A 15,989-nucleotide genomic window follows, 5' to 3' on the forward strand; every position below is an offset into this window, starting at 1 on the left:
TATTCATCGAAAATTACAAAAATTTTAAGCGCCAATAATGTGCAATACAGTAAAATCTTTGCTTAAATGAATATTATTATTTCCATTTAACTTCACCTCCTTTAAATCGACAATCTCATTATCTACCAGTATTTGCTTTATTTTAAAGGGTAATCCGTGAAGATTCATTTTAAAGGTATTATAGGAAGTAATAAAACTGCCGTCCTTAAACTGTTGGATCACCAGTTCCTTTTCCTTGCCTTTAAAATTAAAGTTTCTAAGGCTGTACCTACCTTTTTTGTAATCATATCCGTCCTGGCCATCCTCGTAAACGGTTGAAGTTTCAACCCCTTTTTTATAATATACATCCAGAATCAGTTCTTTAATTTCCAGTTCCCCAACATATTGCTGAACCGGATATTTAGGAATCATGGCCCCTTCCTTGATGAAGATCGGAATTTTATCCAATCCGGCTACCACCCATTTCTCCATGCCTCCAACAACAGCTTCATTAGTCCAATAATTATACCAGGTTCCTCTAGGAATGTACATCCTACGACCTTGGGCATTGGGTTCCTGTACTGGGCATATTAAAATTTGCTCCCCAAAAATAAATTCATCCGTTCTAAAATGGGTCTGATGATCTTCTTGGTCAAAATGCACCAATGGCTTTAACATAGGCACCCCTTCTTTGGAGTACCTGTAGAACATGGTATACAAATACGGCAACAATTGATACCGCAATTCAATAAATTTACGCACTATATTGGTTACTTCATCATCAAAGGACCAAGGCTCTTGATCCCCGTGATCACCACTGGAATGAACCCGACAGAAAGGATGAAACACCCCCAACTGAATCCATCTAGCAAACAATTCTCCGTTGGGCTGTTCTGCAAAACCGCCAATATCCGAACCTATAAACGAATATCCGCTCATACACATACGTTGGGCCTGTACATTTGCAATCCATAGGTGTTCCCATGTAGCAACGTTATCGCCGGTCCATGTAGATGAAAATCTTTGGGTTCCAGCAAATGCGGCCCTGGTAATTACAAATGGTCTCTTAGGATAAACGTATTTTTTTATTCCCTCATAGGTAGCTCGAACCATCTGCATTCCGTAAACATTATGCGCTTTCCTATGCGAACAGGGATGGCCATCAAAGTCATGACGGGTGTCCAAAGGCGCCGTCTTGGTAGGCACTTCCATAACGGCCGGCTCATTCATATCGTTCCAAACGGCATGCACGCCAATTTCGGACATCATTTCCTTGTATAATTCGGCCCACCACTCCCTAACCTTGGGATTGGTAAAATCGGGAAAATTGCATTCTCCTGGCCATACTTTGCCTTTCATAAAAGCACCATCTGCCCTTTTGCAGAAATAATCATTCTCTACGCCCTCCTGATAGACCCAATAATCCTTGTCTATCTTAATTCCGGGATCGATCATAACCACCGTCTTAAATCCCTTTTCATCCAAATCGGAAATCATTTTTTTAGGATTTGGAAAACGGGATTTGTCCCAAGTAAAACACTTAAATCCGTCCATATAATCTATGTCCAAATAAATTGCATCACAAGGAATTCTCAATTTTCTAAAAGTCTTGGCCAGGGCCCTTACATTGCTTTCGGGGTAATAGCTCCATTTGGATTGATGGTAGCCCATGGCCCACATCGGCGGCAATTCTGGCGTCCCAGTTAAATTTGTATATGACTTAACCACTTGGCTCATTTGAGGGCCATAGATAAAATAATAGTTCATCTCTCCCCCATCTGCCCAAAAGCTGGTTACGTTTCTGCGCTCATGCGCAAAATCGAAATTGGTTTTAAAAGTATTGTCAAAGAAAATACCGTAGGACTTATTATTATGCAAGCCAATAAAGAAGGGGATTGCTTTGTACAACGGATCTTGATCTTTACCATAAGCATACTGGTCAGTAACCCAATTACTAACACGCTTACCTTTTAGGTTGGAATGTGTGGCCTTATCACCCAAGCCGTAGAAACTTTCGGCATTTTGAGTAATCTTACTCATTTTTACCGAATTCCCCCCAAACTCATAATTCTCCTCCCAATGAAAACCAAGCTCATCCTCATTAATGATATTGCCATCCAAATCCGATATCTGGATCCTTAATGTCTTTTTATCGACCAATACCCTAAGTTTCGCAGTATGTACCAGGTACTCTGTTGTATTCTCCTTTACCTCAAGGTGATTAAACCCTATACTTACATCTTCACTGATAGAATAGGAGAAATCAGGTTCAAAAATATTTTCGGTAGCATATCTAAATCTAAATATACTATCACGTAAAATTGTCATCTCTAAAATAACCCCATTTGAAGTAGTAAAATACAACTTGTCAGTATCCCTGCGATACTCGACAATAGTATTGGGGTATAAATTCCCCTTGTATTCAAGCTCAGTATTGGTGATCATGGTTTGTCATTTTTGCGAATACAAAAAAAGAACATTCACCCGAATTAACGAAATGATATGCGTCGCATTTATAATCAATTGCGCTATAAGACCTCATAATCATTTAAAAACGACTACTCCGAGTGGTGGAATAGTGATTTCAACGGACTTATCATATCCGTGCCACGGAGTTTTACTTATTTTTAACGTACCATTTTTCATTCCAGTACCACCATATTTTGTATCATCACTATTGAAAATTTCCTTTAATTGACCTGTTTTGGAAATTCCCATTCTATATTTTTCCCTTGGAACAGGAGTAAAATTACAAGCTATGTATATATTTTCCTTGGGATCAAGCCCTTTTCTAATATAGGTCAAGACCGAATTGGCATGATCTCCATAATCTATCCATTGAAATCCTTCAGGGCTAAATTGTTTCTCATAAAGGGCAGGATACTTTTGATAAAGTTTGTTCAAGTCCTTTATCAAATTTTGGATTCCAATGTGAAAATCATATTGCAATAAGTGCCAGTCCAGACTTTTTTGAAAATTCCATTCGGAAGATTGACCGAATTCGGCGCCCATGAAAATTAAGTTAGCGCCAGGATGGGTGTACATATACCCAAAAAGCAATCTTAAATTGGCAAATTGTTGCCATTCATCGCCCGGCATTCTGTATAACAGGGACTGTTTGCCATAAACAACTTCATCATGGGAAAATGGCAGCATAAAATTCTCTGTAAATGCATAGGTGGCACTAAATGTCAGATCATTTTGATGGTGTTTCCTGTAAATAGGTTCCTTTTTAAAATATTCCAGCGTATCATGCATCCATCCCATCATCCATTTCATTCCGAAGCCAAGTCCTCCCATACTCACCGGTTTGGACACCATTGAAAAAGAGGTAGATTCTTCTGCAATCATCTGTATTCCCTCAAAATTGGAATAAACTGTTTCATTAAGTTCCCTTATAAACGAAATAGCCTCCAAATTCTCATTATTTCCATATATATTGGGCTCCCACTGACCTTCATCCCTTGAATAGTCCAAATATAACATGGACGCTACCGCGTCTACCCTCAAGGCATCCGCATGGAATTGATCTAACCAGAACATAGCATTACTGATCAAAAAGGCCCTTACCTCATTTCTACCGTAATTAAATATCAGACTTTTCCAATCCGGGTGATACCCCCTTCTATAATCAGGGTGTTCATAAAGGTGGGAACCGTCAAAAAATCCCAAACCGTGTGCATCTTCCGGAAAATGGGACGGCACCCAATCCAAGATAACCCCAATTCCATTTTGGTGCAATGCATCCACCAATAATTTAAACCCCTCAGGTTTCCCAAATCTAGATGTAGGGGCAAAATAACCTGTTAATTGATATCCCCAAGACGGATCATAAGGATACTCCATAATTGGCATAAACTCCACATGGGTAAAATTCATCTCCTTCACATATTCCACTAAATCCTTGGCCAATTCGGAATAGGTCAGATAATCATTATTGGATTTTCGCTTCCATGAAGCCAAATGCACTTCATACACCGCGTATGGTTTATCCAGGGCATTTTTGTCCTTTCTGGTTTTCATCCATGCTTCATCTTTCCATTCGTGTTTGGCATCCCAAACAATTGACGCTGTCATTGGAGGGTGCTCACAACTTCTGGCAAAGGGGTCTGCTTTTTCTGTTACTACCCCGTGATTGGTGGAATGAACAATATATTTATATAAAGTCCCTTGACCCAATTCGGGCACAAATCCTTCCCAGATGCCACTACCGTCCCAACGAACATTGAGCTGATGATCTGCTTCATACCAATTATTAAAGTCCCCCACCACCGAAACGGACCGCGCCGACGGGGCCCAAACAGCAAAATAAGTACCTTTGATTCCGTTCACTTCTATAAGATGAGATCCCAACTTTTCATATAATTTGAAATGTTTACCCGCCTTAAAAAGATCAATGTCAAAATCTGTAAATAAACTATGGGATACTACTTTGGTCATGATTACGTTATTTAGTGCAATATTAGACAACTTTGGTCCTTATCTTTGATACAGGAACTCTAAGTTTTAACTAAAACCTAACTTTGCAAGTATAGAAATAAAAATTGGAACGCTTTTTGAAACTACTATAAAAATACAATAACAATTATACAATTCGTAAAAACTCTAAAATAAATATTATGAAAAATGTTATCTCATTACTCGGCGCATTTATAGCTTTATTTTTTATCTCCTGCGAAGGACCGGCAGGACCTCCTGGCTTTGATGGCCTTGACGGATTGGACGGATTGGACGGACAGGATGGTATCCAAGGACAGGTATTTGAAGTGGATAATGTCAATTTCAACTACGATGCTGGAGGGGATATCTATTCCTATATTATTACATTTTCTGATTTTACCAGTTTTGCGGTCTTTGAATCGGATGCGGTATTGGTCTATAGATATGATGGGACTGTTGATTACCAAGACAACACGAGCGCAGATGCCTGGAGTTTAATTCCACAAAATTTCTTCCTGCCGGAAGGCACCATTCAGTATACTAATGCCCATACCTTTATTGATGTGGAAATATTTATTGATGGAAATTTTGACCTAGCCAATTTAAACCCAGATTTCACCGACAATCAATTATTCAGAATAGTTATTCTACCAAGCCAATTTGCAGAATCGAAATTGGACAAATCAAATATCAATGCGGTAATGAAAGCTATTGACGTTGAAGAGAAAGATGTACTGCGCTTTAAGTCAAATTAAAGGTAGCGCTATAATTTTCTTAGCCCTTATTTCTTATTTGGAATTAAGGGCTATTTTTATATATTGAAACCTCAACTTTAAAATTCCCTTATATAAGTACTGCAAGGAAACTTCAACATTTCCGTCTAAAATATTAAAAAATGAAAAGCTATATGAAAAAAATAATATTTGCACTTTGTGTCGTTTTCATTGGATGCAAGGGAACTTCCCAGGAAAAGGAAGTATCCAAAATAGATTCCAAAAAAAAGGAGCAGTTTAAAGTCACCAAAACAGAAGCCGAGTGGCGTAAACAATTAACGGACATGCAGTTTTATGTACTGCGCAAGGCAGGTACCGAAAACCCTGGTTCGAGCGAATTATTGAATAACAAACAAAAGGGTGTTTACACCTGTGCCGCTTGTGGAACGGAGCTTTTTAAAAGCGAACACAAGTTTGATTCCGGAACGGGATGGCCTAGTTTTGACCGGGAGATAAAAGGGAATGTTGCCTTTAGTGTGGATTACGATTTAGGCTATGCCAGAAAAGAAGAACACTGTGCAACCTGCGGCGGTCACTTAGGTCATGTTTTTAACGATGGTCCTAAAAAAACCACTGGCGAGAGACATTGCATAAACGGGGCGGCCTTAAACTTTGTGCCGGAAAAATAAGGCCTGTCCAAAAGTTATCTAAAATTACATATTGATTTAGGCTGGCCAATGCATTCCTGTTGGCCAGCCTTATTTATTCCAATTAATTTAAAATGGCATCCATGTGAATTCAGTATGGTTTTGTAACTTTGCCACTTCATAATTTATTTATCAAAAAAAATATAAATGAGCAATTTCGATATTATTGTATTAGGTAGTGGTCCTGGAGGTTATGTAGCCGCAATCAGAGCCTCTCAATTGGGATTAAAGACTGCCATTATAGAAAAAGAAAATCTTGGTGGCGTTTGTTTAAATTGGGGATGTATCCCTACCAAAGCATTATTGAAATCCGCTCAGGTTTTCGAATATTTGCTTCATGCAGCTGATTACGGACTTAAGGCGGAAGGTGTGGACAAGGACTTTAACGCTGTGGTTAAAAGAAGTAGAAATGTAGCGGAAGGCATGAGCAAGGGCGTTCAATTTTTGATGAAAAAAAATAAAATTGAAGTCATTAATGGTTACGGAACCTTAAAACCTGGCAAAAAGGTGAGTGTAAAGTCTGATGATGGTACGGAAACCGAGTATTCGGCCAATAACATCATTATTGCTACAGGTGCCCGCAGCCGCCAATTGCCAAGCCTACCACAGGATGGTAAAAAAATAATAGGCTACCGCGAGGCCATGTCTTTGGATAAACAACCAAAGAAAATGATCGTGGTAGGTAGTGGTGCCATAGGAATAGAATTTGCCTATTTCTATAATGCCATGGGTACGGATGTAACCGTAGTGGAGTTTTTGCCTAATGTTGTACCAGTAGAAGACGAAGAGATTTCAAAACAATTGGAACGCAGTCTTAAAAAGACAGGCATCAAGATTATGACTTCCTCAGAAGTAACAAAGGTAGACACTTCGGGAACTGGAGTGAAAGCAACAGTTAAAACTAGCAAAGGCGAAGAAATTCTTGAGGCTGATATCGTATTATCTGCCGTGGGTATCAAAACCAATATCGAAAATATTGGCCTTGAAAATGTTGGTATTGCCACAGATAGGGACAAAATCTTGGTGAACGATTATTACCAAACCAATATTCCCGGATACTTTGCCATCGGTGATGTTACCCCCGGACAAGCCTTGGCCCATGTTGCCTCGGCCGAAGGAATACTTTGTGTGGAAAAAATAGCCGATATGCATGTGGAGCCGTTGGATTACGGCAACATCCCTGGATGTACTTACTGTTCTCCTGAAATTGCATCCGTTGGACTGACCGAAAAGCAGGCCATTGAAAAAGGATACGAAATAAAAGTGGGCAAATTCCCATTTTCGGCAAGTGGAAAAGCCAGTGCGTCCGGTAACAAGGACGGATTTGTTAAAGTAATATTCGACGCCAAATACGGTGAATGGCTGGGATGTCATATGATCGGTGCAGGAGTTACGGACATGATTGCCGAAGCTGTTGTGGCCCGTAAATTGGAAACCACTGGACATGAAATCTTGAAAGCAGTACACCCCCACCCTACCATGAGCGAAGCGGTAATGGAGGCTGTTGCACATGCCTACGGAGAAGTAATACACATATAATCAAAGGTCTATATTCCTTTACAAATTTAGACCCGTCAGATAAAACCTGACGGGTCTAAAAAAATATTCTGATCACGATAATCACCGAATAACATATGTTGAAAATTTTTAGTTTAACCGCAATTCTCGAAGGTATTTCCTATTTACTGCTTTTTGGTATTGGGATGCCCTTAAAGTATATGGCCCAAATACCAGAACCCAATATCTTCATTGGTTATGCACATGGATTTCTATTCATGGCCTATGTAGTCCTTGCCATTCTGGTATGTATTGAAAAAAAATGGGACTTTAAAATGTTTGCCATCCTTTTTATTGCCTCGCTTGTTCCATTTGGTACTTTTTATGTTGACAAGAAGTATCTAAAGCCACAGTTGGCTGTTGATAGTGGGCAGTAGGTAGTTGACAGTACTCAGTTGAAAGTAGGCTAAACCGTAGGTCCCTGCTATTACTTAATTATGGGTTTCAAATTGGATACTGTTATTTTTAGCCCAATTCGCAACCTTAGCCTTTATTTAAAAAGCTATGGATAGCCAAGTCGTAACTTTTTAGCCCAAAACCTAATATAACACCTTTGGCTACCGGGGAAATATAAGAGGTGTGCCTAAATTCCTCCCGCCCAAAAGTATTACTAATATGTACCTCGACAACGGGAGTGGTTATTCCTTTTATGGCATCGCCGATACCAATGGAAGTATGGGTATAGGCACCGGCATTCAGAACAATGCCCTGATACCCTTCAAAACCACAATCGTGCAACTTATTAATAATTTCCCCTTCTATATTGGACTGATAATATTCCAATTGCAAATCTTTAAACTGGAATTGCAGGTTAGAAAAATACTCCTCAAAAGTTGTTTTCCCATAAACTTCCGGCTCGCGTTTTCCCAAAAGGTTAAGGTTTGGTCCGTTGATAATTATGATTTTCATGTGCTAAATGTAAGAAATTGTAATTCATAAAAAAAGAGGGCCAAATAATACTTTTTGTCACTTCGTTCCTAGTGATAAACAATCATTGGCCCAGCCCAATCAATACGCCACTTTAATTAGCCAAAAATAATAGTCGGCATCAAGCATATTAGCTCAACATAATGTGCCATGGTCAATATATTGCAAAAGCAGAATATCCTCTAAAAGTTATAGTTATGGCAAATGAATACTATTTCAACCCAAAAAAGTACTCTATATTTAACCCATGAATTGGAAACAGGCCCTTCATGATTTTCAGCATTATCTAAACTTGGAACGAGGTTTATCCAAAAATTCCATTAGTAACTACGTTTTAGACGTTGAGAAATTAATATTGTTTTTGGAAAATCATCAACTTGCAGAAACCCCATTACAAATAGACAAAGGCACCATACAACAATTCATTTACGAACTGGCCAAGCACGTAAATCCAAGATCACAATCAAGAATAATATCCGGATTAAAAAGCTTTTTCAACTATCTAGTCTTCGAGGATTATCGCAAGGATAACCCCATGGAGTTAATAGAATCCCCAAAGATTGGCCGCAAACTCCCCGATACCCTTTCCGAGGCAGAAATAAATGATTTAATTGGCGCAATTGACCTTTCCAAACCCGAAGGGGAACGCAACCGGGCCATTTTGGAAACTCTCTATGGATGTGGACTACGGGTTTCCGAACTTATTGGCCTAAGGCTTTCAGATCTATATTTTGAGGAAGACTTTATTAAGGTTACCGGAAAAGGAGACAAGCAGCGTTTTGTTCCCATCAGTGAAATAAACAAGAAATACATAAATATCTACAAAAAGGAGATACGCGTACATATGGCGATTAAAAAAGGTTTTGAAGACATTCTGTTTTTGAACCGTAGAGGGAGACAGTTAACACGCGCCATGATATTTACCATTATAAAACAGCTAGCCCTGGATATTGAACTTCAAAAAAGCATAAGTCCACATACGTTTAGGCATTCTTTCGCAACCCACTTATTACAAAATGGGGCCGATCTGCGTGCCATTCAACAAATGTTGGGCCATGAAAGCATTACCACTACCGAGGTATATATGCACGTAGATCGTACACATCTTGCGGAAGTAATGAACAAATACCATCCCAGAAAAAGGGATTAGATATTCTTAATTATTGACCTTGACCACTGTACTCCTTAATCCTTAAATGCACTGTAATTTCTGTTGTAGGGCCTAATAATCAATCGCGCCTCCCTATCGAACCGAATATAGTTATACACCCAATTCACAAAAACGATCATTCTGTTTCTAAAGCCAATAAGAAAGAAAAGGTGGACGAACATCCAGACGAACCAGGCAAAAACTCCTTGAAATCTAATATTTTTCATGTCCACTACTGCCTTATTCCTGCCAATAGTGGCCATACTACCCTTATCCTTGTATACAAATGGCTTCAAGGGCTTGTTTTCCAGTAATCGCACCAAATTTTCACCCAAGTTCCTTCCCTGTTGCATGGCTGGCTGAGCCATCATTGGATGTCCTTTTGGAGTCTCTTTCGTTTGCATACACGCTACATCTCCAGCAGCGAAAATATTGTCATGGCCAATAACTTGGCTATATTGATTCACTGGCAATCTGCTTCCGCCCAGCAATAGATCTTTGGCATTTAAACCTTTAATCTCAACGCCTTTAACTCCCGCAGCCCAAACCAATGTTGCCGTTTCAAAAGTAGCTTCTGTATCTGTGGTCACTGTTTTGCCATCATAACCGGTTACTCTGGTGTTTTTCCAAATTTGCACCCCAAGACTCTCCAAAAAATCTTCTGCTTTTAGCGATGCTTTTTCACTCATTTCCTTAAGGATTCTTTCACCGGACTGTATAAGATGTATCTGCACTCTTCTGGTATCCAAATCAGGATAATCCTTTGGTAGGATTCCTTTCTTAATTTCCGCCAAGGCACCTGCCAATTCAACCCCTGTTGGTCCTGCCCCAACAATAACAAAATTCATGAGGGCATCTCTTTCATGATATTCATCGGTAAGTAATGCCTGCTCAAAATTTTCCAAAATTAAACTTCGAAGATTTAAGGACTCCGGTATGGTTTTCATGGCCATACTGTTTATCTCAATCTCCCTATTCCCGTAGTAATTTGTTTCGGAGCCAGTGGCTATCACCAAATAATCATATTCCAAGGTGCCTATATTGGTCACAATAGTATTCTCCTCCGTTTTTATTTCCTCTACCTGGGCCAGTCTGAAGAAAAAATTTGTATAGCCTTTTAAAACCTTGCGTATTGGGTAAGCAATGGAATCCGGCTCCAGTCCCCCTGTGGATACTTGATATAGTAGCGGTTGAAAATTATGGTAATTATGTTTATCCAAAAGTACTACCTGTACCTCTTTATTTTTTAATTTTTTGGCAATGGAAATACCTGCAAAACCACCACCTATTATTACAATTCTTGGAAAACTAATCTTAGGAATATTCATACTCGTAAATATGGGTAAAATTAAACATTCGCCAACTAATCAAGAAGAAGAATATTCGTTTTCAGTATATTTAGGCACCCAAAACATCCATTCATATGAATCCTTATTAATTTTAAGAATACAATACCCCCAACTATATTGCCTTAATGAGTTGTTTCTTGAAATAAGTCATTCCACAAATTAAAATTCCTTGTCAAAACATATAAATTCTGCCTGTCTGTTGTAACAAAACTTAATTTATAGCTACTAATCATCAACTAACTACTAGAACCGAGTGACCAAAGATTTGGAACATCAATTCGTAACAGAATTAGAGTGCAATCAGAATATTGTACATAAGGTTTGTACGCTGTACACCAATGACAGGGATTCTCATAAAGATTTATTTCAGGAAATAACTATTCAATTATGGAAGGCCTATCCCAAGTTCAGGGGCGAATCCAAATTTAGTACTTGGATGTACCGGGTTGCCCTTAATACGGCGATAACGCTTTATAGAAAATCTAAAAAAAGTGTACCTACTCAAGATTATGAGTCGGTCATTTTTAAAATAACAGCAGACGAATATGACCCTTCCGAGGAGCAACAGCTTAAATTGATGTACAATGCAGTAAAGCAATTGGGGGATATAGACAAAGCGTTGGTCTTTCTTTATTTGGAGGACAAAGATTATGCAGAAATATCAGAAACCTTGGGTATTACCGAAGTAAATGCGAGGGTAAAAATGAATCGAATAAAAAATAAATTAAGAACCATATTAAATCCCTAGATACAATGGATGAATTGGAATTATTAAAAAGGGATTGGCAAAAAAAGGACAAACAATTACCTCAAATCTCCTTTGATGAAATTTACAAAATGATATGGAAGAAATCCTCTTCTATAGTTAAATGGATTTTCTTCATAAGTGTTATTGAATTTGCTTTGCCCCATTTATTGTACTTTCTCCCCTCTATGTCCAAAAGTTTGGCTATTTGGAAAGATTTGGGCCTGGGAAATTTCTTGTTGTTTTCCAACGTAGTTCAATATTCCGTGGTATTGTTTTTTATCTTTCAATTTTACAAAAGATACAAGGAAATATCTTCATTGGACAACGCTAAACAACTACTGTCCAATATCTTAAAAACCAGAAAGACGGTAAAACATTACGTTATCTTTTGTTTATCCTTGATATTCGCCTCCTTTATGGTCATGGCCGTAGGAATATATTTGAACGAAGACCCTATGACTGCCATGGGTTACAGCTATAGGCCGGAGAATATTTCTCCAGAAAAATTAAAAACTACTTTGATTGCAACTGTAGTTGTTCTAGGGGTAGTTGTTACACTTGTGATGGGATGCATCTATTTTTTACTATATGGAATTCTCCTAAAGAAACTGAACAAGAACTACAAAGAACTTAAGGATATGGATATTTAAACCCTAAATTTCCTTTTTTTGTTTTCCTCTTCGTAGGCCATTAATTCACTTTTTGGAATAACCTTTAGAAAAGAAGGGTGTTGCTCAATGGCATATTCCAATTTTTCTATAATGGAGTCGAAAGATTCATTCTCATAGTCGATATCCAATGGCTCTTTAATTACCATAGATTGAAGGATTCCCTTCTTCTTTATGCGTAAACCCTTTTTATCAAACGAACGGCGAAAACCATCTATGACCACAGGAACCACAATAGGCTTGTATTTTTTAATAATATGTGATGTTCCTTTTCTCAAGGGTTTCCATGGTGTAGTAGTCCCCTGTGGAAATGTAATTACCCAACCGTCATTAAGGGCCGTACCAATATTGGATATATCGCTAAATTTAACCTTCCGGTTAACATCCTTACCCTCGGACCGCCAGGTTCGTTCTACGCTTATAGAACCGGCATAGGCTAAGATCTTGGTCAATAGACTCTTTTTCATGGTTTCCGCCGCGGCCACATAATACATATTCAACTTGGGCTGCCATATATATCCTAAATTTTTTATTGAATCTTCACGGCCACTTAAACTGGCGTTGAATACATGGAACATTGCCACTACATCGGCAAAATAGGTCTGATGGTTACTAACGAAAAGTACATTTTGGGGTGGCAGTTTTCGAATAATATCAGATCCTTCAATTTCAATAGTATTAAATCCCCTATATCTTTTGTGGGTAATAACGGCCAACAAACGTATAAGCCACTTCTTTACTAACAAATTATGTCCAAACGGATTCTTCTTAAACAAGCCCATATTTTTTTGGTTAACATTCAAAATTACAAAATAAGTGCCTTATAACACTTGTCTAAACAATTCCTTAATTTCGCTCAACATCATTGCCGTTGCTCCCCAAACCGTATAACCATTTAATTTAAAGGCAGGTACCTCCACATTCTGGGCATATGAGGTATTCAAAATTTGATGAAATATTTTCTTGTCATCCATAAAATCCTGCAAAGGAACCTCAACTATGGCTGCCACCTCACTGGCTTGCATTACAAATGGCTCCTCCTTTTTATATAGGCCCAGGTATGGAGTGACTTCAAAATTGCTAGGCGGAATATAGATTTCACTCAAGGACCGAATTACCTTAATTTGCTCCCGAACGGCACCCACTTCCTCGTGTGTTTCACGCAAAGCAGTTTCCAATAGATTTAGATCCCTCTTTTCTACCTTTCCGCCCGGCAATGCTATTTGGTTGCTATGAATACCCTTATAAGTATTTCTTAATATAAGCAGAAGATTGGTCTGGTAGGTGATATTTGGGTAAAAAAGCGCCATTACAGCGGCACGCTTGGGATTTTTCTTTATGATTTTACCCGCCTCCAACTCTTTAAGCCTGAACAAGGGAGCCATTTTATAATGCGAAGCCGTCCCTGGAAGTTCTAGATTTTCTATTTTTGATATTCTATTGGAAAATTCGTCAAAATTCACAAATCCTATTTTTTGTATTTTTCAGCAAATTAATTAAAAACAACCATCCCTAAATGGGATAGTTATCATTTAACAAACTATTACATAATACATGGCACTTAAAGAGATTACACTTTTTGGAATATTGTTTTTGTTTCTGTTAGGGAGTTGCAAAGAACAGCAAACCCCAAAAGAAAAGACCATACCACAGAACAATGTAAAAAAAGATAGTATAATTCCAGAGGAGCCTCCACTTGCAAAAGAGGAGGAACAAGAAGAGGCCTTTGAACTCAATGAGGATAATGCCATTGAATTTTTCTTTAATTACAGCAAAACCCTAAAGGAGGACAAGGTAAAACTAACCACTAGTTTAGGAAACATTACCATTCAGTTGTTCGACAACGTCCCCTATCACAAGGCCAACTTTATCTACCTTAGCAAAATGGGGTATTTTAACAACACCTATTTTCACAGGGTGGTGAAAAATTTTATAATCCAAGGAGGAAATGCCGACAATGTAGAAACCGCGGAAAAAAGATCAAAGATAGGGCGTTATTTATTGCCCCCGGATACAAGGAAAGGCCACAAACACCATAGGGGAGTTGTATCTATGCCCAGCAGTGAAATAAACAACCCCCATAAGTTGGCATCACCTTATGAATTCTTTATAGTGGTGACCAAGCCTGGATCCTATCACCTTGATGGCGGATATACGGCTTTTGGAAAAGTCATTGAAGGTATGGATGTGGTGGACAAAATTAACAGCCAACCCGTTGACAACGGCGATTGGCCTTCACAAAACATATATATTTTAAAAGCAGAAGCGTTTTAAAAAACGATAAATAATTTGGTGAAGATTGACCGAAAGGGTTTCCAATTCCTGTACTTGAATATTTACCAAATTTCATTCTCACCTTAAAACATAAATATCATCACTTATCAGTGCGATAAATATTAGGAAGGGCAATCTTAAATTTAACGGCAAGTATTCGGGCCCCGATGATAATGAGTATTGCGGCGACATAGGCATAGGCATTGTCAAAAGGCAACTTCCGAATTAAAAAATAACTTACCCCCCCGAAGATACAGGCAGTGGCATATATCTCCTTTGTTTTGAAAATAACAGGTATCTCATTACAGAGTATATCCCGAATAACGCCTCCGAAACAAGCCGTTATGGTGCCCAAAGCAATACACATTATAGGTAACAATCCAATGTTTAGTCCCTTTTCTATTCCCAACATAGTATAAAGTCCAATTCCTATAGTATCAAATAAAAACAATGAAGTCCTTAAGTATTTAAGTTTGCCCCTAAATAGTATTGCTAAAAAGACGGTTACTATAACAACATAAACATATATGGGTTCCCGCATCCATAAAACGGGGGTATTTCCAATCAGTAAATCCCTTAAGGTACCACCTCCGACTCCAGTGACAAATGCTATTATAAACACTCCAAAAAGATCTAGTTTCTTATCCATGGCCACCAAAACCCCGGAAATAGCAAAAGCAATTACTCCTAATATATCAATTACAAAATAAAACATAGGTTATGATTGTTGGGTATAAAAATTATAATCTTTTAAAACGGTATCTATATATTGAACGTCATAAAGATCGGAATTTGAATTTAAAAGACTCTCAACTTTGTCGCGCAAAGCCTTCAAAGTCTTATAATCTTGACTTCTCCTGGCAATATTATAGGTTTCCTTAATTAGACGAACATCTTTATCTGTCAATAAGGTAACATTCACAAATTTGGGAATGTAGGTTTCCTCCACCTCTTCCAAAATAGTATGTGAAATTTTAACTTTATTTTTTGTGCTTATGACCACAGTACCCGCAGCCGCATCACCTAGACGTTGTTTTTTATCGGTGAACAAAATGGTCAATAATCCCACTGAACCAAAGAATAGCCATATATCTACAAAACGAAGCATCCACCTTACCAATAAATTGGACCAATGTACCGGCGAACCATCCAATCTTACTACCCTTATTTTTAAAAGCATTTTCCCTACTGTTTGTCCATTGAACAAACTGTGCATTATTAAACTGTAAAACATGGCCGGTAAAAAAATTAGGCTCACCAATCCTATTTGAGTCCAACTGTCGTCAAACACATATCCTATGGCCCTTCCTATTAATTGTACAAGCACCGCATAGAGGTATAATATAAATCCATCGATCAAAAAGGCCACGATTCTCCCTCCAATACCAACAATTTTATAATCCAGGTTAACATTTTGCGTTGTATTGATTTGAAGTTTGGACATATTAGTACTATTTTTATTTCTTAAAGGATTATC

16 protein-coding genes are annotated in these 15,989 nt (G+C 38.2%); 8 read left to right on the plus strand and 8 right to left on the minus strand.

Features of this window, described 5'->3' with window-relative positions; genetic code table 11:
* Positions 1-24: 24 nt before the first annotated feature.
* Both MWU78_RS05035 and glgB read right to left on the minus strand, forming a co-directional pair.
* The gene (locus MWU78_RS05035) at positions 25-2,424 is read right to left on the minus strand and encodes a glycoside hydrolase family 31 protein (RefSeq protein WP_246995588.1); all 2,400 of its coding nucleotides are present in this window, start codon (positions 2,422-2,424) and stop codon (positions 25-27) included.
* A 99-nt stretch (positions 2,425-2,523) separates the two neighbouring features.
* Positions 2,524-4,419, minus strand: a complete 1,896-nt coding sequence (gene glgB, locus MWU78_RS05040) for a 1,4-alpha-glucan branching protein GlgB (RefSeq protein ID WP_246995590.1) — start codon at positions 4,417-4,419, stop codon at positions 2,524-2,526.
* 179 nt (positions 4,420-4,598) lie between these two features.
* Here glgB and MWU78_RS05045 point away from each other — a divergent pair, with 179 nt between their 5' ends.
* The 4 genes from MWU78_RS05045 to MWU78_RS05060 all read left to right on the plus strand — a co-directional run bounded on the left by MWU78_RS05045 (position 4,599) and on the right by MWU78_RS05060 (position 7,773).
* Complete coding sequence (locus MWU78_RS05045) at positions 4,599-5,174, plus strand: collagen-like protein (RefSeq protein ID WP_246995592.1); 576 nt, start codon at positions 4,599-4,601, stop codon at positions 5,172-5,174.
* Positions 5,175-5,326: 152 nt separating this feature from the next.
* Positions 5,327-5,821: a peptide-methionine (R)-S-oxide reductase MsrB gene (gene msrB / locus MWU78_RS05050; protein ID WP_246995594.1), complete on the plus strand. Its 495-nt coding sequence runs from the start codon at positions 5,327-5,329 to the stop codon at positions 5,819-5,821.
* A gap of 165 nt (positions 5,822-5,986) precedes the next feature.
* Entirely contained in the window at positions 5,987-7,378 is a 1,392-nt protein-coding gene (gene lpdA, locus MWU78_RS05055) for a dihydrolipoyl dehydrogenase (RefSeq protein WP_246995596.1), read from the plus strand.
* Between the two features lie 95 nt (positions 7,379-7,473).
* Positions 7,474-7,773, plus strand: a complete 300-nt coding sequence (locus tag MWU78_RS05060; RefSeq protein ID WP_246995598.1) for a DUF3817 domain-containing protein — start codon at positions 7,474-7,476, stop codon at positions 7,771-7,773.
* 106 nt (positions 7,774-7,879) lie between these two features.
* Here the strand turns inward: MWU78_RS05060 and aroQ are convergent, their stop codons facing one another.
* Positions 7,880-8,305 carry a type II 3-dehydroquinate dehydratase gene (aroQ, locus tag MWU78_RS05065; RefSeq protein WP_246995600.1) on the minus strand — a complete coding sequence of 142 codons (426 nt, stop codon included), beginning with the start codon at positions 8,303-8,305 and terminating at the stop codon, positions 7,880-7,882.
* A gap of 265 nt (positions 8,306-8,570) precedes the next feature.
* Between aroQ and xerD the strand changes: the two genes are divergently transcribed.
* Positions 8,571-9,473: a site-specific tyrosine recombinase XerD gene (gene xerD / locus MWU78_RS05070; protein WP_246995602.1), complete on the plus strand. Its 903-nt coding sequence runs from the start codon at positions 8,571-8,573 to the stop codon at positions 9,471-9,473.
* Positions 9,474-9,508: 35 nt separating this feature from the next.
* Here the strand turns inward: xerD and MWU78_RS05075 are convergent, their stop codons facing one another.
* The gene (locus MWU78_RS05075; RefSeq protein ID WP_246995604.1) at positions 9,509-10,801 is read right to left on the minus strand and encodes an NAD(P)/FAD-dependent oxidoreductase; all 1,293 of its coding nucleotides are present in this window, start codon (positions 10,799-10,801) and stop codon (positions 9,509-9,511) included.
* 274 nt (positions 10,802-11,075) lie between these two features.
* Between MWU78_RS05075 and MWU78_RS05080 the strand changes: the two genes are divergently transcribed.
* Both MWU78_RS05080 and MWU78_RS05085 read left to right on the plus strand, forming a co-directional pair.
* Positions 11,076-11,570, plus strand: a complete 495-nt coding sequence (locus tag MWU78_RS05080) for a sigma-70 family RNA polymerase sigma factor (RefSeq protein WP_187584938.1) — start codon at positions 11,076-11,078, stop codon at positions 11,568-11,570.
* Between the two features lie 5 nt (positions 11,571-11,575).
* The gene (locus MWU78_RS05085) at positions 11,576-12,220 is read left to right on the plus strand and encodes a hypothetical protein (protein WP_246995606.1); all 645 of its coding nucleotides are present in this window, start codon (positions 11,576-11,578) and stop codon (positions 12,218-12,220) included.
* On the opposite strand, the gene MWU78_RS05090 is transcribed toward MWU78_RS05085, so the two are convergent.
* Both MWU78_RS05090 and MWU78_RS05095 read right to left on the minus strand, forming a co-directional pair.
* Positions 12,217-13,020 carry a lysophospholipid acyltransferase family protein gene (locus MWU78_RS05090; protein WP_246995608.1) on the minus strand — a complete coding sequence of 268 codons (804 nt, stop codon included), beginning with the start codon at positions 13,018-13,020 and terminating at the stop codon, positions 12,217-12,219. The two genes, MWU78_RS05085 and MWU78_RS05090, sit on opposite strands and share 4 nt — an antisense overlap.
* 39 nt (positions 13,021-13,059) lie before the next feature.
* Entirely contained in the window at positions 13,060-13,701 is a 642-nt protein-coding gene (locus MWU78_RS05095; RefSeq protein WP_246995610.1) for a CoA pyrophosphatase, read from the minus strand.
* A gap of 91 nt (positions 13,702-13,792) precedes the next feature.
* On the opposite strand from MWU78_RS05095, the gene MWU78_RS05100 reads away from it, so the two are divergent.
* Complete coding sequence (locus tag MWU78_RS05100) at positions 13,793-14,512, plus strand: peptidylprolyl isomerase (RefSeq protein WP_246995612.1); 720 nt, start codon at positions 13,793-13,795, stop codon at positions 14,510-14,512.
* A gap of 100 nt (positions 14,513-14,612) precedes the next feature.
* Here MWU78_RS05100 and MWU78_RS05105 read toward each other — a convergent pair whose 3' ends face one another.
* A complete protein-coding gene (locus MWU78_RS05105) occupies positions 14,613-15,227 on the minus strand; it encodes a trimeric intracellular cation channel family protein (protein ID WP_246995614.1) in 615 nt (204 codons plus the stop codon).
* A 3-nt stretch (positions 15,228-15,230) separates the two neighbouring features.
* Positions 15,231-15,956 carry an RDD family protein gene (locus MWU78_RS05110; protein WP_246995616.1) on the minus strand — a complete coding sequence of 242 codons (726 nt, stop codon included), beginning with the start codon at positions 15,954-15,956 and terminating at the stop codon, positions 15,231-15,233.
* Positions 15,957-15,989 lie beyond the last annotated feature (33 nt).

The organism is Arenibacter sp. F26102, assembly GCF_023015865.1.
Taxonomy (GTDB): Bacteria; Bacteroidota; Bacteroidia; order Flavobacteriales; family Flavobacteriaceae; genus Arenibacter.

Coding starts and splice junctions, on each gene's coding strand:
- MWU78_RS05035 (WP_246995588.1), bottom strand. CDS start 2,424: ATGATCACCAATACTGAGCTTGAATACAAGGGGAATTTATACCCCAAT.
- glgB (WP_246995590.1), bottom strand. CDS start 4,419: ATGACCAAAGTAGTATCCCATAGTTTATTTACAGATTTTGACATTGAT.
- MWU78_RS05045 (WP_246995592.1), top strand. CDS start 4,599: ATGAAAAATGTTATCTCATTACTCGGCGCATTTATAGCTTTATTTTTT.
- msrB (WP_246995594.1), top strand. CDS start 5,327: ATGAAAAAAATAATATTTGCACTTTGTGTCGTTTTCATTGGATGCAAG.
- lpdA (WP_246995596.1), top strand. CDS start 5,987: ATGAGCAATTTCGATATTATTGTATTAGGTAGTGGTCCTGGAGGTTAT.
- MWU78_RS05060 (WP_246995598.1), top strand. CDS start 7,474: ATGTTGAAAATTTTTAGTTTAACCGCAATTCTCGAAGGTATTTCCTAT.
- aroQ (WP_246995600.1), bottom strand. CDS start 8,305: ATGAAAATCATAATTATCAACGGACCAAACCTTAACCTTTTGGGAAAA.
- xerD (WP_246995602.1), top strand. CDS start 8,571: ATGAATTGGAAACAGGCCCTTCATGATTTTCAGCATTATCTAAACTTG.
- MWU78_RS05075 (WP_246995604.1), bottom strand. CDS start 10,801: ATGAATATTCCTAAGATTAGTTTTCCAAGAATTGTAATAATAGGTGGT.
- MWU78_RS05085 (WP_246995606.1), top strand. CDS start 11,576: ATGGATGAATTGGAATTATTAAAAAGGGATTGGCAAAAAAAGGACAAA.
- MWU78_RS05090 (WP_246995608.1), bottom strand. CDS start 13,020: ATGGGCTTGTTTAAGAAGAATCCGTTTGGACATAATTTGTTAGTAAAG.
- MWU78_RS05100 (WP_246995612.1), top strand. CDS start 13,793: ATGGCACTTAAAGAGATTACACTTTTTGGAATATTGTTTTTGTTTCTG.
- MWU78_RS05105 (WP_246995614.1), bottom strand. CDS start 15,227: ATGTTTTATTTTGTAATTGATATATTAGGAGTAATTGCTTTTGCTATT.
- MWU78_RS05110 (WP_246995616.1), bottom strand. CDS start 15,956: ATGTCCAAACTTCAAATCAATACAACGCAAAATGTTAACCTGGATTAT.